Consider the following 23,644-nt stretch of genomic DNA (forward strand, 5'->3'; position numbering starts at 1 on the left):
CCGTCCTGACGCCGGGCCGGGAGCGTCCTCCCGGCCCGTGTCCCGCCGGGATCAGCTCGACGAGACGTTGAACCCGTTGGTCGTGAAGTTCAGCCCGCCCGACGACGAGGTGATCTCGTAGCCGAACTGGACGTCACCGATGGTCTCGTTGCCCCACCAGCCCTTGGTGTCCTTGATCCACTTGAGGATCGGCAGGATGTTCACGGTGCCCGACGACGAGTCGGAGGTCCGCAGGAAGGAGAAGACCTCGTTGGCCCCGTTGTTCCCCTTGTAGACGGTCCAGGTGTGGCCGCCGAGGGTGACGTTGCCCTGGGAGGTGCCGAGGGGGCCGACGGCCCCGTTGTAGTTCACCCAGAGCATGACCTCGTAGTCGTAGTCCGTGTCCCAGATGTCGTACGACGTGTTGTACGCGCCGGACGACGGGACGGTCACGTTGTAGCCGCTGGTCAGCGACGACAGGGAGGAGATCGGCTTGTTGACGACCTTCTTGGCGTTCGGGTACGACTTGATGCCGCCGGTGTTCGGGTGGTTCGCCGTCACGCCCCAGTTGCTCGACGAGTTGGCCCAGATGCTCTGGGTGCCCGCCCCGGAGCCCCAGATGTTGTTGTAGAGGATGTAGCCGTCGGACGTGGTGTAGTTGCCCCACTGCTCCGAGGAGGTCCAGATCGCGGCGTGGGCGGGTGCCGCCGCGAATCCGATCAGTGCGGCCACGGCCGCCGCCGGGGCCAGCAGCCGGGTCAGGGTGGATCGTGCCATGGGGTGTTCCTTCCATGTGGGGATGGAGGACTGCTACCGCGGCTCCAGGGTGAGGACGCGGTCCACGCCGGCCGTCAGCTCCAGAGGAGCCGCGGGACTTCCGGCGGAGGTCTCGGTGAGGGCGAGCCCGTCGCCCGTACGCAGATCGACACGGGCGTCGCGGGTGGGACGGAGCACGGCGGTCGCGCCGCCGTCCGCCCATCGCAGGTCCAGCCGCGCGCCGAACCGGGTCCGTACGCCGCGGAGTTCACCCGCCGGATACGCGGCCGGGACGGCGGGCAGCAGGATCAGGCGGTCCGGTGTCGACTGGACGAGCGACTCGATCACGGCGGCCGGCAGGGCGTGGGCGGCGTCGGCGTTGTAGACGTCGCGGGACGGGTAGTGGGCGCTCATCAGCGAGTCGTGGAAGAAGTCCCCGCCCAGCACCGCGTCCAGCGCCGCCGACACCCGGGACGGGTCCCGCAGCCGGGCGGCGATCAGGGCGTGGTGCAGATGCCCGTGGGCCGAGTCGTTCTCCGCCCCGCGCAGCTCCAGCGCACGGTGAGCGGCCGCGGCCAGCTCCGGGGTGTCGTACGGATTGATCTCGTCCAGCGGCCACACCGGGTAGAGGTGGCTGAGGTGGCGGTGGTCGTACGTCTCCATGAGGCCCGGCCACGCCCACTCGGCGAGCGCCCCGTCCTCGTTCACCAGATACGCCGGGAGCCGCGCCGCGAGCGACCGCCAGAGGGCGGCCGACGGGTGCCCGGGGGCATGCTCTGCGGCCGTGGTCAGGGCGTGGCGGGCGGCGGCGATGTCCATCGTGGCGTTCACCGTGCCCCAGCTCGCGTTGGCCGGCCGGTTCTCCGGGGAGTAGGAGGGGACGACCGCCAGATTCCCGTCCGGGTCCTCGCGGTCGAGGAAGTCCTCGTAGAACAGGGCCGTTTCGACGAGCGCGGCGGTCAGCGCGTGGTCCGGGGCGCCGGTCGCGGCCTCGGCGTGCTCCAGGAGCGGGTGCAGCAGCCAGTCGGCCCCCGCCGTCCACAGATGCAGCGGATAGGCGCGCTGGAAGTGCCGGGTGTGGCCCGACGCACCGTCGGTGTGGGACGGCGCGACGATGCCCCGGGCCCCGAAGAGCGCCGTGGCGTTGTCCCGCCAGTCCGGCAACTGTCCCTGGACCAGCGCCGTGTGGGCGTCGATGACCTCCGGGAGGGCCGCCGCCGAGGCGGAGGCGATCTGGAGGTTGAGGTTGGCGTTCGTGGTGAAGGCGCCGGACCAGGCGGTGTCCCAGTCCCCGGTCCAGAGGCCGGTCAGCCGGGGCGGCAGCATCCCCGAGGAGGAGAGCAGGTGGTAGCGGCCGGCCGCGAAGAGCCGCTCCAGCAGCGCGGGGCTCCGCGGGTCGCGCAGCAGCTCGCTCCCGGACAGCTCACGCCCCGCCGCGGCGTCCCGCAGCGTGAGGGAGGCGCGCCCGTACGCCTCCCGGTGCAGCGGCCGGTGGCGGTCCAGCAGCGTCGCGTAGTCCTCGGGAGGCAGGTCCTCCCACAGCTCCCCGAGGTCGGGCCGGCCGGCCGTGCGGACGACCCGCGTCGTCAGGGTGAGGCTCCGCGCCCCCTCGATCCGGACGCCCTCACCCGCCACGGACACCTGCCCGCCGTCCACACGCGCCACGGTGACGCCCGTGTACCCGAGAGCGCTGCCCGGGTAGCCCACCCGCAGAGCCAGCCGCGCACCCCCGGAGGTGAGCACGGTGGAGCGGCCGACCGCCAGCAGCGCCGGCGCACCCGGCAGGGCGGGGTCCAGGAGGACGTCGGCGGTGAGCCCGGGGTCGGTGACGTGCTGCACGACCACGTCGTCGGCACGCGACACGAAGACGCCGCTGCGCCACGCCTCGTAGGCCGCGGTCACCTCGCCCGTCGTGTAGTCGACCTCGCGCCGGTATCCGGAGACCGCCTCGTGCAGCCCCCGGTTGCGGCGCACGAGCGTACGGAACGCCGGGTGGAAGGGCTGCACCCACGCCAGCGGGCGTCCGGCGCCGAAGTCCTCCGCCGCCGTCGCGTCCCCGGACAGGAGCGCGTCCTTGAGGCGGCCCAGCCCGTCGGCGAGCTCCGGCGGCCGGAGGTCCTCGCTGCCGTTCGGCCGTACCAGGGTGTGGTGGTTGACGACGACCCGGTCGTCCGCCGGGTCGCCGAACACCATCGCCCCGTGGCGGCCGTTGCCGCTGAGGAACGCGTCCTCCCAGCGGGAGGCGGGGGAGGGCTCCCACGTGCCGTCGATCATGCGGAGACGTCTCTGAGCACGGCCACGCCGTAGCGGCCCAGCTCCACGCGGCCCTCGGTTCCGGTGTCCGTGAGGAGGTCGAGGTGGCGGCCCGGCAGCTTCACCGAGGCCGGGGCCCGGCCGTGGTTCAGCAGGAAGAGCAGTTCCCCGCGCCGTACGGCCTCGACCCCGGCGGGCAGTCCCTCCACCACGGGCCGCACGCCCGCGCCGTCCGCGGCACGGCCGAGCAGGGCGCGCAGCGATTCCGGCTCGGGCAGGGTCGACACGTACCAGGCCGTACCCTTGCGGAGCACCGCGGGGAGCCCGTCCAGCTCGCCGCCGCGGTACGAGGCCACCGTCTCCGCGCTGCCGTCGGGCTCCAGCTCCTCCGACCACAGGGTGCCGCGGAAGCCGTCGCACCCGACCGTCGCTCCGGCGTCCAGCGGCCACCACTCGTGCACCGTGCGGATGCCGAACAGCTCACGCAGCCGGGCGTCCATGCCGCCCGGCCTGATCCGGTCGTCCACATCGGTGACACCGGTGAAGAACCCGCACACGAGGGTGCCCCCGCCCCGCACGTACGCGACGAGGTTGTCGACCGCCGCGTCGGCGAGGAGCTGGAGCTGGGGTACGAGGACCATGCGGAACCCGCTCAGATCCGTTCCGGGCCGGGCGAACTCCGCGCCGATGCCGCTCTCCCACAGTGCGCGGTGCCAGGCCTGGACCAGCTCGGTGTAGGAGACGAGGGAGGACGGCCGGCCGCCCTGGGCGCTCGACCACCAGGCGTCCCAGTCGTGCAGCACGGCGACCTCGGCGGTGACGCGGGTGCCGCTCACCTCCGGCGCGAGCAGGGCGAGTTCGGCGCCGATGCGCTTGACCTCCTGGAAGGTCCTGCCGTGCTCACCCGCGTGGCCGAGCATCGCGGAGTGGAACTTCTCCGCTCCCTGCCGGGACTGCCGCCACTGGAAGTAGCAGAGGGCGTCCGCGCCCCTGGCCACGGACTGGAGCGACCAGAGCCGGTTCAGCCCCTTCGGCTTGGGGTGGTTGACGGGCCGCCAGTTGACGCTGCCGGCGGCCTGCTCCATCACCATCCACGGCCCGCCGGCCTGCGAGCGGGTCATGTCGGCGAGCATCGCGTTGTACTGCCCGGCCCGCGGGTCGGCCGGGTCCGGATAGACGTCGACGGAGACGATGTCCTCCTGCTCCGACCACGCCCAGGCGTCCTGGCCCGACCACAGCGGCATGAAGTTCGTCGTCACGGGGATGTGCGGGGTGTGCCGCGCGACGATGTCCCGTTCGGCGGTGTAGCACTCCATCAGCGCGTCCGAGGTGAAGCGCCTGAAGTCCAGCTCCTGCGCCGGATTTCGCATGTACTGCGCGCTTCTGGGCGGCAGGACCTCCGCCCAGGTGCCGTAGCGCTGGCTCCAGAAGGCCGTCCCCCAGGCGTCGTCGAGCGCCTCCAGGGTGGTGTACCTGGAAGCCAGCCAGCGGCGGAAGTGGGCTGCGGTCTCGTCGCACCAGCAGTGCGTGCAGTACTCGTTGTTGATGTGCCACACGGTGAGCGCCGGATGGTCCGCGTACCGCGCCGCGAGGTCCTCGGTGAGCGCCGCGGCGTACCGCCGGTAGACCGGGGAGCTCGGACAGAAGTGCTGCCGGGAACCGTAGTTGACGAGCGAGCCGTCCTCGGCGCGGGGCAGGGTCTCCGGGTGCAGGGAGCCCATCCACGGCGGCGGGGAGGACGTAGGGGTCGCGAGGACGACTCCGATGCCGTGGGCGTGGACGAGGTCCATCAGCCGGTCCAGCCAGCCGAACTCCCTTGCTCCTGGGCGCGGTTCGATCATCGCCCAGGAGAAGACGCCGACGGTGACGGAGTTCACCCCCGCCTCCTTCATCAGCCGGACGTCATCGGCCCACACCTCCTCGGGCCACTGCTCGGGGTTGTAGTCGCCGCCGAAGAGGAGGCGGCCACGGGTGGCGTCGTGCAGGGACGGCATGGACGTCTCGTTCCTCTAGTGGGGGTCTGCGTACTGGATGCCGCGGCCGTTGGTGCCCAGGTAGACACGGCCGTGGACGCGGGGGTCACCGGTGATCACCTCGCCGGTCCATCCCCACCGGTGGGCGTCGTCGTTGATGCGGACCCAGGTCGCACCCGCGTCGTCCGAGCGGAGGACGGCCACACCGTCGTACGTCGCGGAGACGCGGCCGGTCTGGAACACCGCCGGGTACCCGCCCCGCCCCTTCGCCGGGGCCGCCCTCCCGAAGCCGAGGGCGTGCGAGGCCTGGCAGCCGGCCACCGGGGCGAAGGTGCGGCCGCCGTCCGTGGAGCGCAGGAGCCCGTTGTCCTTGGCGGACAGCCACAGATCGCCCGAGCGCCCGGGAGCCGCCGCGATGCGGAACTGGACGTCGCCCGAGGGGAGTCCCGTCGCGCCCGCGGTGAAGGTCGCGCCTTGGTCCGTGGACCGGAACACCGTGCCGGTGTCCGTGTCGTACACGTAGAAACGCCCCGGGTCGAGCGGGTCGGCCACCGGTGTACCGCCCTTGGGGAACGTGGTCACCTCCGCCCAGGTCGCGCCGCCGTCCGTGGAGCGGTGCGCGGCGTACTTGGTGCCGTCCCAGTGGACGAACGACCACAGGAGCACCGATCCGTCGGCCGAGACGGCCACCGGCCCCGGGGCCGAGGGCGCGATCTCCGGCTGCGCGGCGAACGGCTGCCAGCTCGCCCCGCCGTCCCGGGAGTACGCACCGGCCGAGTCGGAGCCCGACGGCCAGCCGGTCCGCACCACGTACGACGGCTTCAGGGCGGCCAGGGCGAGCCCCGTCGCCGTGCCGAACACGGGGTTCGACGCCATCCCGCGCGACGGGGAGGCTGTCAGGGAGTCGTGGTACATCACTCCGATGTCCCCCAGGCCGCTGAGCAGCCGGGCCCCCGAGGGAGGTGCGATCAGCTGGCGGACCGCCGACTCCTCCAGTCCCCGGATCTCCGGGGCCCAGTGCACCAGGTCGCGTGTCCCGAAGACCGTGGCGCCGGTCCCGTACAGGACGTGCCGGGAGTCGTACGGGTCGACGGCCACGGCCTGGATCCACCAGCCGAACTTGGGCTCCCCGCCCCACTCCAGGTACGGGGTCTCCGACACGTCCAGCACTGCCGTGTCCTTGAGCGACGCCCAGGTGGACCCGCCGTCCGTGGAGCGGAACACGGTGTCCACCGCGCTCCACCTGTTGTTCGTGGAGACCACGACCGTGCCGGGGCGGGCCGCGTCGACGGCCACCCCGCCGTAGCCGAACGCGTCGCCGGCGCCCGGTGCCACGGGGGTGACGTCCGTCCAGGTCCCCTTCACCGTGTCGAGGCGGTGCACGGAGCCGTCGCTCTGGTTGTTGGGGCCGGGTCCGTCCGCGTAGGTCACGTACAGCGTCCGCCCTCCCGCGTCGTACGCCGCGCGGACCGGCACCCGCGTCGCCGCCCCGCCCGACGGCTGCCCGGGGACCGCCTCCCACCCGCCGGAGGAGTCCGTACGGTAGAGCGCCGTGGGGCCGTCCCCCCACCCCGCGTACACCGTCCGGCCGGCCGCCACCAGCACCGTGACACCCTGGCCGGTCGCCGAAGGGGTGGCGGGGAAGGAGGCGTCGGCCGTCCAGGTGGCACCGCGGTCCGTGGAGCGCAGCAGTCCGTCGTGACGGGTGCCGAGCCAGAGCGTCTCGCTGTCGCGCGGATCGACCAGCAGCCGCTCTCCGCAGCCCCGGCCGTCCTCGTTGGCCCCCAGACGGACCGTGAGATCCGCACGGGCCCAGGTCGCTCCCCGGTCCTCGGACCTGAGCACCGCGCCGGGGGACGCCCAGGGCTGCGCGTACGTGCCGAGGGCCAGGTAGAGCCGGTCCGGGTGCGCCGGGTCGACGGCCATCGCCTCGACACCCAGCAGGTTCCAGTCGTCCCAGCCGAGGTGGTCGGTGAGCGGCGTCCAGCGGGATCTTTGGCCGTCCCACCGGTAGGCGCCGCCGATGTCCGTGCGGGCGTAGGCGAGACCGCGTACGGCCGGGTGGAACAGGATGCCCGTCACGAACCCCGTCCCGCCGATCGCCGCGGTGCGCCAGCGGTGCGGCTGGGTCCTCGCCGGCCGCCGGACGGCTGCTGCCCGGCCCGCCGCCGGAAGCACCGAGGCCGAGGCCGCGACCACCGCCGCACCGGCCAGCACGGTGCGGCGCCGGGGGTGCGGGACGGGATCCGGCTGAGGGACGGACGAAGCAGGCATGGCGAGGACCCTCCGGTGGGGGAGTGACGGGTGACTGCGGGAAGGGGACGGGCTCAGCCCTTGACGGCGCCGGTGAGCATGCCTTCCTTGAAGTGCTTCTGGACGAACGGTGACAGGAACGCGACAGGGATCAGCGCGAGCACCATGACCGCCATCTGGATGGCCAGCGGCGACAGGTGGCCCGTGTTGATGACCTGGGCGAGGCCGGTGGGCCGCTCCTGCTTGAGCACGAGCTGGTTCATCACGTTCTGGAGCGGCAGCATCTCCGGATCGCTGATGTAGAGGGAGGCGTTGAACCAGGCGCTCCAGTAACCGACCGCGTAGAACAGCGTGATCACGGCGATGACCGCACGGGACAGTGGCATGACGATCTGCCAGAGGATGCGGAAGTCGCCGGCCCCGTCGATCCGGGCACTCTCGATGAGCTCCTGGGCCGTGCTCATGAAGAAGGCGCGCAGCACCAGGATGTTGAAGACGTTCAGCGCGCTCGGGAGGATCAGCGCCAGATAGGAGTCCGTGAGGCCGAGACCCTGCACCACCAGATAGGTGGGGATGAGTCCGGCGCCGAAGAACATCGTGGCGAGCATGAACACCAGCAGCGGCCGGTGCAGCACCGAACCCGTACGGGACAGGCCGTAGGCGCACAGGACCGACACGGTCATGCTGAAGAGCGTCCCGACGAGGGTCACACAGAGGCTGATCACGGTGGCACGCGTGACCTGGCCGCCGCCCAGGAGCTCCTGGTAGGCGACGAACGTGATGCCCCGGGGGATCACCACCAGTCCGCCGGCCTCGGTGATGGTCCTCACCGAGGACAGGCTGGTGACGACCACGACCCACAGGGGGAACAGCACGGCGAGGCAGACCCCGACCAGGAACACGCCCTTGGAGGCGAGTCCCGTTCTCGACGGCTCCTCCTCCCACACCGGTCGCAGACGTCCGCGGGTTCCCGGCTTCACGCCGCCCAAGCCGGTCAGGCCGGAGAGCAGGCTGCTCATTTCTTGTACACCCCCTGCTCACCCATGAGATGGGCGACCTTGTTGGCCCCGAGGACCAGCAGCAGACCGAAGATTCCCTTGACGATCCCGACGGCCGCCGCGTAACTGAACCCGCCGTTGGTGATACCGACGTTCCAGACGTACGTGTCGAGCACCTCGGAGGCACCCGGACCGACCGCCGTGCGCTGGAGCAGGATCTGCTCGAAGCCGACGGTCAGGGCATTGCCCACCTGCAGCACCAGCAGCAGCGCCACGACGGGGCGCAGGGCGGGCAGTGTGATGTGCCACATGCGGCGCCAGCGGTTCGCGCCGTCCATGGCGCTCGCCTCGTAGAGGTCCGGGCTGACCGCCGCCAGGGCGGCGAGGAAGACGATGACGCCCCAGCCGGCGTCCTTCCAGATCATCTCGAAGGTGATCAGGAACTTGAACAGACCGGGGTCGGTCATGAGGTCGAAGCCCTCATGGCCGTTCTCCCGCAGGGTCTGCGCGATGAGTCCGGCCCCGCCGAACATCTGCTGGAACACGGTGACGACCAGGACCCAGGAGAAGAAGTGGGGCAGGTAGAGGATCGCCTGCGCCACCGCCCGCACCCGGGGACGCACGAAGCTGTTGATGAACAGCGCGAGCAGGACCGGCACCGGGAAGAACAGCGTCAGCTGGAGGAGGAAGATCGTCAGTGTGTTCCGCAGCGCCGACCAGAACAGCCGGTCGTTCACCATCTGCTGGAACCACTCGAACCCGACCCAGGGACTCTGCGCGATCGCGTCGAAGGCGTTGTCCGCGACGTACGGGTCGTAGTCCTGGAAGGCGACGACGTTGCCGGCCAGCGGGATGTACGCGAAGACCAGCAGCAGCAGCATCGCCGGCAGCGTCATCAGCAGGAGGGTGCGGTCCCGGCGCAGCCGGTGGCGCAGCGGCATGCGCGCGGTCACCGGCCGTCCGCCGCCCGCCCGTGTCGTGACCGGCGGCGTCTCCTGCACGCGCCGGTCGTCTGTGCTCAGTGACATGTCAGGAGGCCGACTCACCGGTCTCGTCGAGCAGCTTCTCGTACCAGTCGCGAAGCCTGTCGCCGCCCTTGGTCTTCCAGTCGGAGACCGCCTGCTGCATGTCGCTCACCTTCTTGCGGCCGCGCACGATGTCCTTCTCCAGGTCCTCGAACTGCGCGTTGAGCTCGGTGTAGCGGGTGGGCTCCTGGATCTGCATGCCGTGGAAGAGCGGCTTCCTCAGGTGCGCGCCCTGGCGCTGCTGCCATTCGATGACGCCCTTCACCACGTCCGGGTGGTCGGGGTAGGCGCGGAAGGGGGCGGGGGAGGCCACGTACTCGTAGGTGGCGAAGACCTGGTTGTTGCCCTGCTCCGTCTTGACGAGGACGCCGTCCTTGAGGGTGTGGTGGGTGCCCTCGATCCCGTACGCCTTCAGACGCTGCTCCTTGGTGCCGTACGGGGCCGCGGTGTAGTTGGCGAGGGCGAGGATGTCCTCGATCGTCTTCTTGTCCGCGTTCTTGTTGACGAAGCACCAGATGTTCGAGGGCGCGGCCTCGTAGATCACCGGGTCGCCGCCGTCGTGGGCGAAGAAGTCCATCGCGCCCATCCGGAACTCCGGCTTGTCCAGCCGCTGGATCGCGGTCGCGGCGTACCAGTCGGAGATGTCCGCGTTGTACATGAGGGCGTTGCCGGAGGAGAACGTGGTGCGCATGTCACCCGTCTCGGCCTTGGCGTCCGGGTGGACGAAGCCCGCCGAGTACAGCGAACGCGACCACTCCAGCGCCTCGAGGTACTCCGGGGTCTCGTAGCGGTTGACCAGCTTGCCGTCGACGAGCTTCCAGTAGTACGGCTTCTCCGGCAGCACCCCGAAGAAGACGAAGGCCGACCACGTCATGTCGCTGCACGCCCACACCTTGCTCTTCGGGGCGTTGATCTCCTTGCAGAGGTCGTAGAACTCCTGCGTGGTGGTCGGGACCTCGTACCCCTTCTCCTCGAAGATGTCCGCGCGGTAGAAGGGGGTGATGTTGGGCGTCGACTCGGCGGGCATGGGCAGGCCGCGCAGTTTCTCGGCGAAGACGCCGCGCTGCCAGGCGCCCGTGGGGATGGCCGCGAGGTTCGGGTAGTCCTTGACCTTGTCGCCCGAGAGGTAGGGGCCGAGGTCGGCGAACTTGTTGGCGATGGCGCTGGGGATCTTGCCGCCCAGCTCCCAGCCGGGGATGACGACGGCGTCCGGGATGCTGCTGGAGGCGAGCACCGCGCCGAGCTTCTGGCCGTAGACGTTGCCGTCCTGGTTCTGCCACGTGACCTTGACGCCGACCGCCTCGTCCATGGCGGTCCAGTACGGGTTGCCCTCGCCGGGCGAGGTGCCCCACAGCGGCGCCATGATGCTCAGCTCGCTGCCCTTGCCCAGCTTCTTGGGTACGGACACGGCCAGTTGAGCGGCCGGGAGCGCGGTGGTGAAGCCGACGGCGGAGCCGTTCTTCGCGGGGATGTCCCCGGTGACAGCCTTGGACGGCACGAAGGCCGGAAGGATGTCCTTCAGCTTCTTGCCCGTGGTCGTGCCCTCGTTCTTCGAACCGCCGGAACCACCGCCGCAGGCGGCGAGGAGCGGCATCCCGCCGCCCACGGCTGCCGCGACGACCACGGAGGAGGCGAGGAATCGTCTCCGGCTGGGAGCGGAGGGGGAGTTCGGCGTCATTGCGTCAACCCTTCGTGGTGCAACAGGACGGCCCGCGGCGGCGACTGCCGCTCGGCCCTGTGTCTGAGGTAGGGGCGTTACCGGCCGAGCCGGCGGCACTGCGCCGGCTGAGCTGAAGCGGTCAACGGGCTGCCTCGTCGAAGCGCTTCGATGTTGCAGCGAGATTAAGTGAACGGTTCCGGTCACACAAGAGTTCGTTTCGATATTCCTCCGACCTGTTTCCGAACCGTTTCCTGGTGTGAAACGGCTTTGATGCGTCCGTAAGGGCGCCTTTGAGGCGGTAGCACCCTTGACACGTGCGGGGTTGGCCGCAGAGCATCGAAGCGCTTCGAAGGATCATCGCCTCACATCGAGGAACTCTTCGACTCCCGCAGACCCGGAAGACCTCCCACCTCTCCAAGGGGACCCGCACGTGACGGACCATCCGTTTCCCTTTCGCGACCCGCAGCTGTCCTTCTCCCTGCGCGCCGACGATCTGCTCGGGCGGCTCACGCTCGACGAGCGGATCGCGATGCTGCATCAGTTCGCCCCCGCGGTGGAGCGGCTGGGCGTCGGCCCGTTCCGTACCGGGCAGGAGGCTCTCCACGGGGTCGCCTGGATGGGGCCCGCCACCGTCTTCCCGCAGGCCGTCGGGCTCGGCGCCACCTGGAACGACGACCTCGTCCGCCGCATCGGCGAGGCCGTCGGCAACGAGGTGCGGGCCAAGCGCGCCCAGGACGACCGCGTCGGACTCAACGTCTGGGCCCCGACGGTCAATCTGCTGCGCCACCCGCTGTGGGGCCGCGGCGAGGAGGGGTACTCCGAGGACCCGGCGCTGACCTCTGCCATCGCCGTCGCCTACACCCGGGGGCTGCGCGGCGACCACCCGCAGTACTGGCGCACCGCCCCCGTGCTCAAGCACTGGCTCGCGCACAACAACGAGACCGACCGGGACACCGCGTCCTCCTCGGTCCGGCCGCGGGTCCTCCACGAGTACGACCTGCGCGCCTTCCGTGACGCCGTGAGCGCGGGAGCGGTGGCCGGGGTCATGCCCGCCTACAACCTCGTCAACGGCCGTCCGAACCACGTCTCCCCGCTCCTGGAGCAGCACCTGCGGAGCTGGACCGACCAGCCGCTCGTCGTCTGCTCGGACGCGGGCGCGCCCTCCAACCTGGTCGACTCCGAGCATTACTTCGACACCCACGAGGAGGCCACCGCCGCCTCCCTGAAGGCGGGGGTCGACAGCTTCACCGACCACGGCACGGACTCCGGCATCATGACCGGCCGCATCCGCGACGCGCTCGCGAAGGGCCTCGTCGAAGAGAGCGACATCGACACAGCGGTCCACCGGCTGCTCTCCATGCGCCTCGCGCTCGGCGAGTTCGACCCCGGGCTCGATCCGTACGCGGGGGTGGAGGCCCTGGACACCGAGGAGCACCGCGCACTCGCCCTGGAGGCCGCCGAACAGGCCGTCGTCCTGCTGAAGAACGACGGCCTGCTGCCGCTGGAGCCGAGGAGCGGGCGCACCGTCGCGGTGGTCGGACTTCTCGGCGACGCCTGCAAGCTCGACTGGTACAGCGGCACGCTCATGCACCGCTCGACGCCGCTCGACGGGATCCGCGAACGCTACGGAGCGGACGCCGTCCTGTACGCGGAGGGCGTGGACCGGATCCGGCTGAAGAGCTCCGACGGCTGGCTCCGGGTGCCCGAGGCCGGGAGTGCGGCGGGCGGTGGGGCCCGCGGCGCCGAGGGTGCCCTCGACCCGGCGCTCCTGGCCGGCCGCACCGATCTGCCTCCGCTGACCTGCGGCGGGGAAGCCACCGAACTGGCCCTCGTCGACTGGGGCGACGGCGTCCTCACCCTGCGGACCGACGAGGGGCTGTACCTCTCGGTCGCCGACGACGGATACGTCAGGGCGTCCGCCGACGAGCCGGGCGGCTGGGTCGTCCAGGAGACGTTCCGCCTGGAAGCGGTGGAGGGACACGACGGCGGGCACCGCCTTCTGCACATCGGGACGGGTGGATACGTGTCTGTCGCCGCCGACGGCGCGAAGGTTGCCGTCTCCGGTGAGAAGATCTCCGGCGACGACGCCACCGTCTTCGCGCTGGAGACCGTCGAGCACGGCGCCGACGCCGTGGCCAGGGCCGCCGCGGCGGCCGACACCGTGATCGTCGTCGCCGGGAACGACCCCCACATCAACGGGCGCGAGACCGAGGACCGCACGACCCTCGCCCTGCCGGCCCAGCAGGACCGGCTGTGGCGCGCCGCGCACGCCGCCAACCCGCGTACCGTCCTGGTCCTGGCCTCGGCCTACCCGTACGCCGTCGGCGACGCGGCGGACAGCCTGCCGGCCCTGCTGTGGACGGCGCACGGCGGCCAGGCCACGGGCGCGGCGCTGGCACGGGTGCTCGCCGGCGACGTGTCCCCGGCCGGCCGGCTCCCGCAGACCTGGTACGCGGGCGACGACGACCTTCCCGGCCTCTTCGACTACGACATCATCGGCTCACGGCAGACCTACCTCTATTTCGACGGCACTCCGCTCTTCCCGTTCGGACACGGCCTGGCCTACGCCGACTTCACCTACACCGGGCTGCGCACGGAGAGGGAGGGGCAGCGGCTACGCGTGTCCTGGACCGTGGCCAACGAGGGCGGGACCGCAGCCGACGAGGTGACCCAGCTCTACGTCCGCGCGGCCGGGCCGGACGAGACCCCGGACCTGCCGCGGCGCAAGCTGGTCGGGCACCGCAGGCTGCACCTCGCTCCGGGCGCCGCGGAGCGTGTCGAGTTCTTCGTTCCCGTGGCGGAACTGGGCCACTGGAACGTGGCGCACGGCCGGTGGACCGTCGAGCCGGGTGCGTACGAGATCCTCGCGGGCGCGTCCAGCGCCGACATCCGGCTCACCGCCACGGCGGTGGTCGACGGGGAGGCGGCGGGACCGCGCCCGGTGGCGGCGCGGGGCCTGGAGGCGGCCGACTTCGACAGCCAGCGCGACACGGAGATCGTCGACCGCGCGAAGGCCGACGGTGACGCCGTCGCGCCCGCCGCCTCCGGAGTGGAAGGGCGACTCCTTTACACCGCGTGTGACTTCGGGGACGGCGTGGACGGGCTGGCTCTGCTGGTGTCGGGGAAGGGAAGCATCGTCGTGGGTGTGGACGGGCACAGCCTGGAGGTCCTGCTCCCCGGCACCGACGGTCCCTACGACTACCGCACCGTCGAGGCCACGCTCGGCCTCGGCGGCGTGCAGGACCTGCACATCGGGCTCAACGGGTCCGTGCGTCTCGCCCGCATCGACGTCGTCACCGGCAAGGAGTCCGCATGAAGTTCACCGACGGCTTCTGGCTCATGCGTGAAGGCGTCCGCGCCTCCTACGCGACCGAGATCCGTGACCTGCGTGTGGAAGCCGACCGCTTCACCGCGTACGCGGCGGTCAAGCGCGTCGCGGCACGCGGCGACACGCTCAACACCCCGCTGATCACGGTCGAATGCTTCTCCCCGGCCGAGGGCGTCATCGGCGTCCGCACCACCCATCACGCGGGCAGGGCCCGGCGGGGGCCGGACTTCACGATCCTCGCGGACGACACCGCGGCCCCCACCGCCCGTACCCGCCGGGACGGCGCGGTCACCGAACTCACCAGCGGTCCCCTGACGTTGCGCATGGACGGGGACGGCCCCTGGGGGATCACCTTCCTCGACGGCGAGGGCCGGCGGCTCACCGGGGTGGACCCGAAGGGGACGGCCTTCGCCTCCACGCCCGACGGGGCCCACCACATGATCGCCCAGCTCGCCCTGGAGGTGGGAGAGAACGTCTACGGCCTCGGCGAGCGCTTCACCCCGTTCGTGAAGAACGGCCAGACCGTCGACATCTGGCAGGCCGACGGCGGCACCAGCAGCGAACTGGCCTACAAGAACATCCCCTTCTACCTCTCCTCGCGCGGCTACGGCGTCTTCGTCAACCACCCCGGCAAGGTCTCCTTCGAGGTCGGCTCGGAGTCCGTCGGACAGGTGCAGTTCAGCGTCGAGGACCAGTCGCTGGAGTACTACATCGTCGCGGGCCCGACCCCGAAGGACGTCCTGTCCCGGTACACGGCCCTCACCGGCCGCCCCGCGCTGCCCCCGGCCTGGTCGTTCGGCCTCTGGCTGACCACCTCGTTCTGCACCTCGTACGACGAGGCCACCGTCACCTCCTTCGTCGACGGCATGGCCGAGCGGGGGATCCCGTTGAGCGTCTTCCACTTCGACTGCTTCTGGATGCGCGAGTACCAGTGGTCGGACTTCCTCTGGGACCCCGAGGTCTTCCCCGACCCGGAGGGCATGCTGGCCCGCCTCAAGGAGCGCGGCCTCCGCATCAGCATGTGGATCAACCCCTACATCGCCCAGAAGTCGTCCCTGTTCGCGGAGGGCGCCGAGCACGGCTACCTGGTGCGCCGGCCCAACGGCGACATCTGGCAGTGGGACCTGTGGCAGCCCGGTATGGCGCTGGTCGACTTCACCAACCCGGCCGCCCGCGCCTGGTACGACGACAAGCTGCGCGTCCTGCTCGACCAGGGGGTCGACTGCTTCAAGACCGACTTCGGCGAGCGCATCCCCACGGACGTCGTCTGGCACGACGGCTCCGACCCGCAGCGCATGCACAACTACTACGCACAGATCTACAACCGCACCGTCTTCGACCTCCTGGAGAAGGAGCGCGGCACCGGGGAGGCGGTGCTCTTCGCCCGCTCCGCGACGGCCGGCGGGCAGCAGTTCCCGGTGCACTGGGGCGGCGACTGCTTCGCCTCGTTCACGGCGATGGCGGAGTCCCTGCGCGGCGGCCTATCGCTGTCCCTGTCCGGCTTCGGCTTCTGGAGCCACGACATCGGCGGCTTCGAGGGCACCCCCGACCCGGCGGTCTTCAAGCGCTGGCTCGCCTTCGGACTGCTCTCCTCGCACAGCCGGCTCCACGGCAACGTCTCCTACCGGGTCCCGTGGGAGTTCGGTGAGGAAGCCGTCGACGTCGCGCGGACGTTCACCCTGCTCAAGCACCGGCTCATGCCCTACCTCTACGGGGTGGCCGCCGAGGCGCACCGTACGGGTGTCCCGATGATGCGGCCGATGCTGGCGGAGTTCCCCGGAGACCCCGCCTCGCGCACCCTGGACCGGCAGTACATGCTCGGCCCGGACCTGCTGGTCGCCCCGGTCTTCACGGAGGACGGCGCGGTCGAGTACTACGTGCCCGAGGGCACCTGGACCTCGCTGCTCACCGGCGAGCGCGTCACCGGCCCCGGCTGGCGGCACGAGACGCACGACTTCGACAGCCTGCCCCTGCTGGTCAGGGACGGCGCCGTCCTCCCGTGGGGCGCCGACGACCAGCGTCCGGACGGCGACTGGCTCGACGGGCTCACCCTGCGGGTGTTCGGATCGGACACCGGCGAGCGGACCGTCACCGTGCCGGACCTGACCGGCAGCCCGGCTGCCGTGTTCCGCGTCGTACGGCACCCGGACGGGGTCCACGTCACGGCGGAGGGCACGGACCGGCCGTACCGGGTGACGGTCGAGGAGTCCGGTTCCGCGGGTGAGGGGACGGGAGCGGTCGTCGTCTGACCCGCACCGGGCGACGGAGTGGTCACCGTCGCCCAGGCCGGGGGGCGGAGTGGTCACCGTCGCCCGGCCCAGGGGTCAGGGGGCGGAGTGGTCACCGCCTCCTGGCCCTGTGCATTCGGCGAGGGAGCACGGCTCCCGGTGCCCGCACCCGCCAGGAGGCGATCGTCGCGCCGCCCGTCATCAGCAGGTGCCGGCTCTGAAGGGCCGGAGCGCCGGCAGGCGCCGCACCGGCGGGCCGGCGCGGTTCTCGCGGGCCCAGGACCTGCTGCGAGCCGTGCGCGCCGCAGGTGCGGGCGGTGCGGCGGAGATGCTGTGGTCGCCGCTGTACCCGTACGCCTGTGACGGGCGGCCGGGCGCCATCTACACGGCCGCTGCCGGCCGCCTCGGAGGACGGATGACCTCCTTCCGGCCCGCTGCCCCGGTGGGAGCGGAGAGCCGTCCGTCGGCGGCTCCGGTCCGGGCGCGCCCCTGGCGACCGTCGGCCGAGGCACCGGGGAGCGGGCCGGCGCCCCCGGCCGGTGATCACCGGATCGGTCCCCAGGTGTTCGCCGTCCCGGTCCACCGGCCGGTCCCGGCCGGGCCGCCTGCGGACGCCCCCGGTGGTGGTCGGCACGTGTACGCCGTCGAGGGCCGGGCCGGGCGGCGGCACGGGGCGCCGTCCGGCCGTTTCCGTCCAGGGCGGGCCCGGGGCGTAGGGCCCGTTTCCGCCCGAGCGGCCATCCGCCGGCCGGTCGTCTGCATGAAGATCGAACGGTGCGGGAGCCTGCCGCTGCGTCCCGTGGCGGACCCACCAGTGAGTCATGTCACCCAGGGTGAATTCTTCGGCATACATTCCGCCGGACCGGAGAGGTGTCCGGGCTGCTGGTGTGCCCCCATCCCGGTCCACCGGCGCGGAACAGTGCTCGGCCGGACCGGTGCGGAGCAATTCAGGCACGGAAGGCAGACCACTACATGTCGGCTCACCCCTCGTCGGCCCCCTCCACGGCCGCCCTGGACACCCTCCACATCGACGGCGTGTGGAAGGCGGCCGCCTCGGGCGCGACACGCGAGGTCCTCGACCCCGCCGACGCCACCGTCCTGGCGCTCGTCGCCGAGGGCGGCACCGAGGACACCGACGCGGCCGTGGCCGCCGCGCGCCGCGCCTTCGACGACGGCCCCTGGCCGCACCGCCCGGTCGGCGAGCGAGCCGAGCTGCTGCGCCGGGTCGCCGGGCTCCTCCAGCGGGACCGCGAGGAGATCGCGATCATCGAGAGCCGCGACACCGGCAAGACCCTGGAGGAGGGCCGCGTCGACGTCGACGACGTCACCAACGCCTTCCGCTACTTCGCCGACCTCGTCATGAACGAGAGCGGCGGCCGGGTCGTCGACGCCGGCGACCCCGACGTGCACAGCGTCGTCGTGCACGAGCCGGTCGGCGTCTGCGCCCTGATCGCCCCGTGGAACTACCCGCTGCTCCAGGCCAGCTGGAAGATCGCTCCGGCCCTCGCCGCTGGCAACACCTTCGTGCTCAAGCCCAGCGAGGTCACCCCGCTCTCCACCGTGCACCTGATCCGCCTGCTCGCGGAGGCCGGACTCCCCGACGGCGCCGCCAACCTCGTCACGGGCGCGGGCGACCCCGTCGGTGCCCGGCTCTCCGAGCACCCGGACGTCGACCTGGTCTCCTTCACCGGCGGACTCGCCAGCGGCACGAAGGTCGCCCGGGCCGCCGCCCCCACCGTCAAGAAGGTCGCCCTGGAGCTCGGCGGCAAGAACCCCAACGTCGTGTTCGCCGACGCCTGCGCCACCGACGACGGCTTCGACACCGCCGTCGACCAGGCCCTGAACGCCGCGTTCTTCCACAGCGGCCAGGTCTGCTCCGCCGGTGCCCGCCTCATCGTCGAGGAGTGCGTCAGCGAGCGCTTCGTCACCGAGCTCGCCCGGCGCGCCGACGCGATCCGGCTCGGCCGGGGCACCGTGGACGGCGTCGAATGCGGCCCGCTCGTCTCCGCGCAGCAGCTCGCCAAGGTCGAGGCGTACGTGGCGTCCGCCCGCGAGGAGGGTGCGGTGGTCCGCTCCGGCGGCGCCCGCCCCGAGCCCACCGACATCCGGCCCGCGAGCGGCTACTTCTACCGGCCGACCGTCCTGGACGGCTGCCACCGGGAGATGAAGGTGGTCCGTGAGGAGACCTTCGGCCCGATCCTCACCGTGGAGACCTTCCGCACCGAGGAGGAGGCCGTCACCCTGGCCAACGACACGGACTACGGCCTCGCGGGCGCCGTGTGGACCACCGACGCGGGCCGGGCCCGGCGCGTCGCGGGCCGGCTCCGGCACGGCACCGTCTGGATCAACGACTACCACCCCTACCTACCGCAGGCCGAATGGGGAGGCTTCGGAAAGTCCGGCACGGGCCGTGAACTCGGTCCGACCGGGCTCGCCGAGTACCGCGAGTCCAAGCACATCTACCAGAACCTCAACCCGCGCCCGCAGCGCTGGTTCGCCGGCTGAGGACGACCGGCACCTTCCCGCCCGGCTGTTCGCAGTACCACGCACACGTCAGAACCTTGCAGAAGGAGCAGTGACCGATGCCCCCGTCCCCCAGCACCGCACGCCCCGAACCGGTTGACTACGTGATCGTCGGAGGCGGCACCGCCGGCTCGGTCATCGCCTCCCGCCTCACCGAGGACGCCGGTGTCACCGTCACCGTCGTCGAGGGCGGGCCCACCGACATCGACCGCGAGGACGTCCTCACGCTTCGCCGGTGGCTCGGCCTCCTCGGCGGCGACCTGGACTACGACTACCCCACCACCGAGCAGCCCCGGGGCAACTCCCACATCCGGCACAGCCGTGCCCGCGTCCTCGGCGGCTGCTCGTCGCACAACACGCTGATCAGCTTCAAGCCGCTGCCCGGTGACTGGGACGAATGGGCCGAGGCCGGGGCCGACGGCTGGGACGCCGCCGCCATGGACCCGTACTTCGCCCGGCTGCGCAACCACATCGTGCCGGTCGACGAGAAGGACCGGAACGCCATCGCCCGCGACTTCGTCGACGCCGCCCAGGCGGCCGCCGGAGTCCCCCGTGTCGACAGCTTCAACAAGAAGCCCTTCCACGAGGGCGCCGGCTTCTTCGACCTGGCGTACCACCCGGAGAACAACAAGCGCTCCTCCGCGTCCGTCGCCTACCTCCACCCGCACATCGAGGCGGGCGACCGCCCCAACCTGTCGATCCTGCTGGAGACATGGGCGTACCGCCTGGAGTTCGAGGGCGACCGGGCCACCGGGGTGCACGTCCGGACGAAGGACGGCGAGGAGATCCTCCTGCGCGCCGCCCGTGAGGTCATCGTCTGCGCGGGAGCGGTGGACACCCCCCGGCTGCTGATGCACTCGGGCGTCGGACCGGCGGAGGACCTCACCGCGCTCGGCATCCCCGTCGTCCACGACGCCCCGGGCGTCGGCGAGAACCTGCTCGACCACCCCGAGTCGGTCATCGTCTGGGAGACCGACGGGCCCATCCCGGAGAACTCCGCGATGGACTCCGACGCGGGCCTCTTCGTACGCCGCGACCCCGGATCCCGGGGCCCCGACCTGATGTTCCACTTCTACCAGATCCCCTTCACCGACAACCCGGAGCGCCTCGGCTACGAGAGGCCCGAGCACGGCGTGTCGATGACCCCGAACATCCCCAAGCCGCGCAGCCGCGGCCGGCTCTCCCTCACCAGCGCCGACCCCGAGGTCAAACCGGCCCTGGACTTCCGCTACTTCACCGACGAGGACGACTACGACGGCCGCACCCTCGTCGACGGCATCAAGCTCGCCCGCGAGATAGCGAGGACCGAGCCGCTGGCCCACTGGCTCAAGCGCGAGGTGTGCCCCGGACCCGAGGTCACGTCCGACGAGGACATCAGCGAGTACGCCCGCAAGGTCGCCCACACGGTCTACCACCCGGCGGGCACCTGCCGGATGGGGGCGGCCGGCGACCCGATGGCGGTCGTGGACCCGCAGCTGCGGATCCAGGGCCTGGAGGGCATCCGCATCGCCGACGCCTCCGTCTTCCCGACCATGCCCGCCGTGAACCCCATGATCGGTGTCCTGATGGTGGGCGAGAAGTGCGCCGAACTGCTCCGAGCGACCCCGACCACCGGAGGCGATGTCCGATGAGTGAAGCCGGTACCCCTGTTTTCAGCGTCCGGAACCTGTGGAAGGTCTTCGGGCCCAAGGCCGACCGCGTCCCCGGGAGCGAGTTCGCCGCCCTGCCTCCGGCGGAACTGCGCGAGCGCACCGGGTGCACCGCCGCCGTGCGGGACGTGTCCTTCGACGTGGAGAAGGGCGAAGTCTTCGTCGTCATGGGCCTGTCGGGCTCCGGCAAGTCCACCCTGGTCCGCTGTCTGACCCGGCTCATCGAGCCCACCAGCGGCACCCTCGCCATCGACGGCGAGGACGTCCTGGCCATGGACACCACCCGTCTGCGCGAACTGCGCCGCCACCGGGCCGCGATGGTCTTCCAGCACTTCGGGCTGCTCCCGCACCGCACCGTCCTCGACAACGTCGCCTACGGCCTGGAGATCCAGGGCCTCGGCAAGGCCGAACGGCGCGCCAAGGCGGCCGAACTGGTCGAGAAGGTCGGCCTCGCCGGCCTCGAGGACCGCCGCCCCGCCCAGCTCTCCGGCGGTCAGCAGCAGCGCGTCGGCCTGGCCCGCGCGCTCGCCGTCGACCCGTCCGTCCTCCTCTTCGACGAGCCGTTCAGCGCGCTCGACCCGCTGATCCGGCGCGAGATGCAGGACGAGGTGGTCCGGCTCCACCGCGAGGAGGGCCGCACCATGGTCTTCATCACCCACGACCTCAGCGAGGCGCTCCGCCTGGGCACCCGCATCGCACTGATGCGTGACGGCGGCATCGTCCAGCTGGGCACCCCCGAGGAGATCGTCGGCGCGCCGGCCGACGACTACGTCCGCGAGTTCGTCCAGGACGTGCCGCGCGAGCAGGTCCTCACCGTCGCCACCGCCATGCGTCCCCCGGCCCCCGGTGAGAGCACCGACGGCCCGGCCGTCCGCCCCGGCGCCACCGTCTCCGAAGCCATCGAGGCCGTCGCCCGCTCCGGTGACCCGGTCGCCCGGGTGATGGAGAACGGCCGGCTGCTCGGGGTCGTCGACCACGCCTGCCTGCTCGAGGTCGTGGCGGGGGCGGGCACCGGAGCCCGTGAGGTGACCGTCTGATGGCCACCGCCCAGGCCGCCACCCGTACGGCCTCCGGACCCCCGGGCGGCGCCCCGCTCGCCGCGCTGCGCGCACGGCCCGCCCTCGCCAAGATCCTCTCGCTGCTCGTGATCGCCGCCGTCGCCGTCCCCCTCGTGCACGCGCGCTGGGGCGGCGGGGTCTGGCCCGGCGCCCTGACCGTCGACCTGAGCGGGCCGCTCGGCGACGTCAACGACTGGATCATCGGAAACCGCGACAGCCACCCGCTGTTCCTCTACTTCTTCGGCCACATCAGCAACGCCGTCGTCCTCTCCGTGCGCGGCGTCTACCTGGCGCTGCTCGCCCTCGGCTGGGCCGGTGTCACCGCCCTTGCCGCGCTCGTCGCCTGGCGCACGGCCGGGTGGCGCCTCGCGCTGACCGCCGGAGCGTCCTTCCTCGTCTGCGGGCTGCTCGGCATGTGGGTGCCGACCATGCAGACCCTCGCCCTGATGGTCGTCGCGGTCCTGGCCTCCGTGGTGCTGGGCCTGCTCCTCGGGCTGGCCGGCGGGCTCTCGGACCGCGTCTTCCGGGTCCTGCGCCCCGTCCTGGACACCATGCAGGTGCTCCCCGCCTTCGCCTACCTGCTGCCCGTCGTGCTGATCTTCGGCATCGGGGTGCCCGGCGCGGTCCTCGCCACCGTCGTCTACGCGGCGCCGCCGATGGCCCGGCTCACCGCACTCGGACTGCGCGGCGCCGACGCCGGTGTCATGGAGGCCGTCGCCTCGCTCGGAGCGACCGGCCGGCAGCGCCTCCTGAGCGCCCGGCTCCCGCTGGCCCGCAAGGAACTGCTCCTCGGCCTCAACCAGACCATCATGATGGCGCTGTCCATGGCCGTCATCGCCTCCGTCATCGGAGCAGGCGGCCTCGGTGACCGCGTCTACCAGGCGCTCTCCTCCGTCGACGTCGGCGCGGCCCTCGCCGCGGGCATCCCGATCGTGCTGCTGGCCGTCGTCCTGGACCGTACGACCGAGGCGGCCGGCCGGAAGATCGGCACGGAGCCCACCGGTCCCGCCGCCCTGCGCGGAGCACGCGGATGGGGCCTCGCCGCTCTGGCCGCCGCCGCGGTCGCCGTCGTGGGCCGCTTCACCGGCGGCCGCATCTGGCCCGAGGGCGGGATCGTGGCCATCGCGGGTCCGGTCAACACCGCCAAGGACTGGATGGTCGACCACCTCTACACCGGCATCCCCGTCATCGGCGGAACCGCCGACTGGGCCGCCCACTTCACCAGCTGGGTCCTCAACCCGCTCCGCAGCGGACTCCAGGGCCTGCCCTGGTGGTCCGTCCTGCTGATCGTCGCCGCCCTCGCCTGGACCATCGGCACCTGGAGGACCGCGCTCACCGCCGTCCTGGCCATGGCCGCCATCGGCGTCCTCGGCGTCTGGGACCTGTCGATGGACACGCTCAGCCAGGTCATCGCGGCCGTCGCCGTCACCCTGGTCCTCGGCTTCGGCATCGCCGTCGGCGCCGCCCGCAGCCGGCGGCTCGAACGCCTGCTGCGCCCCGTCCTTGACGTCTTCCAGACGATGCCGCAGTTCGTCTACCTCATCCCCGTCGTCGCCCTGTTCGGCGTCGGCCGTGCCCCCGCCGCCGCGGCGGCCGTCGTCTACGCGCTCCCCGCCGTCGTACGCATCACGACCCAGGGGCTGCGCGGCGTCGACCCCGCCGCCATGGAGTGCGCCCGTTCCCTCGGCGCCACCAGCGGCCAGCAACTGCGCCAGGTCCAGATCCCGCTGGCCAGGCCCGCGCTGCTGCTCGCCGTCAACCAGGGCGTCGTCCTGGTCCTCGCCGTGGTCATCATCGGCGGCCTCGTCGGCTCGGGGGCGCTCGGTTACGAGGTCGTCTTCGGCCTGGCGCAGGGCGATCTGGCCACCGGTCTCGTCGCGGGCGCCGCCATCGTCTGCCTGGGGCTGATGCTGGACCGCGTCACCCAGCCCACCGCCCGTCGCCAGCGGAAGGAGAGCTGA

Annotated in this window: 13 protein-coding genes; 6 read left to right on the top strand and 7 right to left on the bottom strand. The window is 71.8% G+C overall.

Going from position 1 to position 23,644, the window contains the following annotated elements:
- Nucleotides 1–51: 51 nt before the first annotated feature.
- From ACFC51_RS15995 to ACFC51_RS16025, 7 genes are read right to left on the bottom strand one after another with little or no spacing between them, the layout of a single operon-like run.
- Nucleotides 52–756, bottom strand: a complete 705-nt coding sequence (locus ACFC51_RS15995; protein ID WP_376370140.1) for a hypothetical protein — start codon at nt 754–756, stop codon at nt 52–54.
- A 33-nt stretch (nt 757–789) separates the two neighbouring features.
- Nucleotides 790–3,009: a glycoside hydrolase N-terminal domain-containing protein gene (locus ACFC51_RS16000; RefSeq protein ID WP_376370142.1), complete on the bottom strand. Its 2,220-nt coding sequence runs from the start codon at nt 3,007–3,009 to the stop codon at nt 790–792.
- The gene (locus ACFC51_RS16005) at nt 3,006–4,982 is read right to left on the bottom strand and encodes a beta-galactosidase (protein ID WP_376529182.1); all 1,977 of its coding nucleotides are present in this window, start codon (nt 4,980–4,982) and stop codon (nt 3,006–3,008) included. The genes ACFC51_RS16000 and ACFC51_RS16005 overlap by 4 nt, the downstream gene beginning before the upstream one ends.
- Nucleotides 4,983–4,997: 15 nt before the next feature.
- Nucleotides 4,998–7,235 (bottom strand): 1,4-beta-glucanase, encoded by a 2,238-nt coding sequence (locus tag ACFC51_RS16010; protein ID WP_376529185.1) that lies wholly within the window; start codon nt 7,233–7,235, stop codon nt 4,998–5,000.
- 53 nt (nt 7,236–7,288) lie between these two features.
- Nucleotides 7,289–8,233 (bottom strand): carbohydrate ABC transporter permease, encoded by a 945-nt coding sequence (locus ACFC51_RS16015; protein WP_376370147.1) that lies wholly within the window; start codon nt 8,231–8,233, stop codon nt 7,289–7,291.
- Nucleotides 8,230–9,240: an ABC transporter permease gene (locus ACFC51_RS16020; RefSeq protein WP_376529188.1), complete on the bottom strand. Its 1,011-nt coding sequence runs from the start codon at nt 9,238–9,240 to the stop codon at nt 8,230–8,232. The genes ACFC51_RS16015 and ACFC51_RS16020 overlap by 4 nt, the downstream gene beginning before the upstream one ends.
- A gap of 1 nt (nt 9,241) precedes the next feature.
- Nucleotides 9,242–10,915, bottom strand: a complete 1,674-nt coding sequence (locus ACFC51_RS16025; protein ID WP_376370151.1) for an extracellular solute-binding protein — start codon at nt 10,913–10,915, stop codon at nt 9,242–9,244.
- A gap of 412 nt (nt 10,916–11,327) precedes the next feature.
- On the opposite strand from ACFC51_RS16025, the gene ACFC51_RS16030 reads away from it, so the two are divergent.
- The 6 genes from ACFC51_RS16030 to ACFC51_RS16055 all read left to right on the top strand — a co-directional run bounded on the left by ACFC51_RS16030 (nt 11,328) and on the right by ACFC51_RS16055 (nt 23,644).
- Nucleotides 11,328–14,213, top strand: a complete 2,886-nt coding sequence (locus tag ACFC51_RS16030) for a glycoside hydrolase family 3 C-terminal domain-containing protein (RefSeq protein ID WP_376529191.1) — start codon at nt 11,328–11,330, stop codon at nt 14,211–14,213.
- Nucleotides 14,210–16,474, top strand: a complete 2,265-nt coding sequence (gene yicI, locus ACFC51_RS16035) for an alpha-xylosidase (protein ID WP_376529194.1) — start codon at nt 14,210–14,212, stop codon at nt 16,472–16,474. The genes ACFC51_RS16030 and yicI overlap by 4 nt, the downstream gene beginning before the upstream one ends.
- A 951-nt stretch (nt 16,475–17,425) precedes the next feature.
- A complete protein-coding gene (locus tag ACFC51_RS16040; RefSeq protein ID WP_376370156.1) occupies nt 17,426–18,958 on the top strand; it encodes an aldehyde dehydrogenase family protein in 1,533 nt (510 codons plus the stop codon).
- 77 nt (nt 18,959–19,035) lie between these two features.
- Nucleotides 19,036–20,607, top strand: coding sequence for a GMC family oxidoreductase (locus ACFC51_RS16045; protein WP_376370157.1), 1,572 nt, complete (start codon nt 19,036–19,038; stop codon nt 20,605–20,607).
- Nucleotides 20,604–21,662, top strand: a complete 1,059-nt coding sequence (locus ACFC51_RS16050; RefSeq protein ID WP_376370158.1) for a glycine betaine/L-proline ABC transporter ATP-binding protein — start codon at nt 20,604–20,606, stop codon at nt 21,660–21,662. The genes ACFC51_RS16045 and ACFC51_RS16050 overlap by 4 nt, the downstream gene beginning before the upstream one ends.
- Nucleotides 21,662–23,644, top strand: coding sequence for an ABC transporter permease (locus ACFC51_RS16055; protein WP_376529197.1), 1,983 nt, complete (start codon nt 21,662–21,664; stop codon nt 23,642–23,644). The genes ACFC51_RS16050 and ACFC51_RS16055 overlap by 1 nt, the downstream gene beginning before the upstream one ends.

The sequence above is a fragment of the Streptomyces sp. NPDC055962 genome, from assembly GCF_042270185.1.
GTDB lineage: Bacteria > Actinomycetota > Actinomycetes > Streptomycetales > Streptomycetaceae > Streptomyces.

Excerpts from the sequence above, each read along its gene's own strand:
- ACFC51_RS16015 (WP_376370147.1), bottom strand. The coding sequence starts at position 8,233 with ATGAGCAGCCTGCTCTCCGGCCTGACCGGCTTGGGCGGCGTGAAGCCG.
- ACFC51_RS16050 (WP_376370158.1), top strand. The coding sequence starts at position 20,604 with ATGAGTGAAGCCGGTACCCCTGTTTTCAGCGTCCGGAACCTGTGGAAG.
- ACFC51_RS16020 (WP_376529188.1), bottom strand. The coding sequence starts at position 9,240 with ATGTCACTGAGCACAGACGACCGGCGCGTGCAGGAGACGCCGCCGGTC.
- ACFC51_RS15995 (WP_376370140.1), bottom strand. The coding sequence starts at position 756 with ATGGCACGATCCACCCTGACCCGGCTGCTGGCCCCGGCGGCGGCCGTG.
- ACFC51_RS16055 (WP_376529197.1), top strand. The coding sequence starts at position 21,662 with ATGGCCACCGCCCAGGCCGCCACCCGTACGGCCTCCGGACCCCCGGGC.
- ACFC51_RS16025 (WP_376370151.1), bottom strand. The coding sequence starts at position 10,915 with ATGACGCCGAACTCCCCCTCCGCTCCCAGCCGGAGACGATTCCTCGCC.
- yicI (WP_376529194.1), top strand. The coding sequence starts at position 14,210 with ATGAAGTTCACCGACGGCTTCTGGCTCATGCGTGAAGGCGTCCGCGCC.
- ACFC51_RS16000 (WP_376370142.1), bottom strand. The coding sequence starts at position 3,009 with ATGATCGACGGCACGTGGGAGCCCTCCCCCGCCTCCCGCTGGGAGGAC.
- ACFC51_RS16010 (WP_376529185.1), bottom strand. The coding sequence starts at position 7,235 with ATGCCTGCTTCGTCCGTCCCTCAGCCGGATCCCGTCCCGCACCCCCGG.
- ACFC51_RS16045 (WP_376370157.1), top strand. The coding sequence starts at position 19,036 with ATGCCCCCGTCCCCCAGCACCGCACGCCCCGAACCGGTTGACTACGTG.
- ACFC51_RS16005 (WP_376529182.1), bottom strand. The coding sequence starts at position 4,982 with ATGCCGTCCCTGCACGACGCCACCCGTGGCCGCCTCCTCTTCGGCGGC.
- ACFC51_RS16040 (WP_376370156.1), top strand. The coding sequence starts at position 17,426 with ATGTCGGCTCACCCCTCGTCGGCCCCCTCCACGGCCGCCCTGGACACC.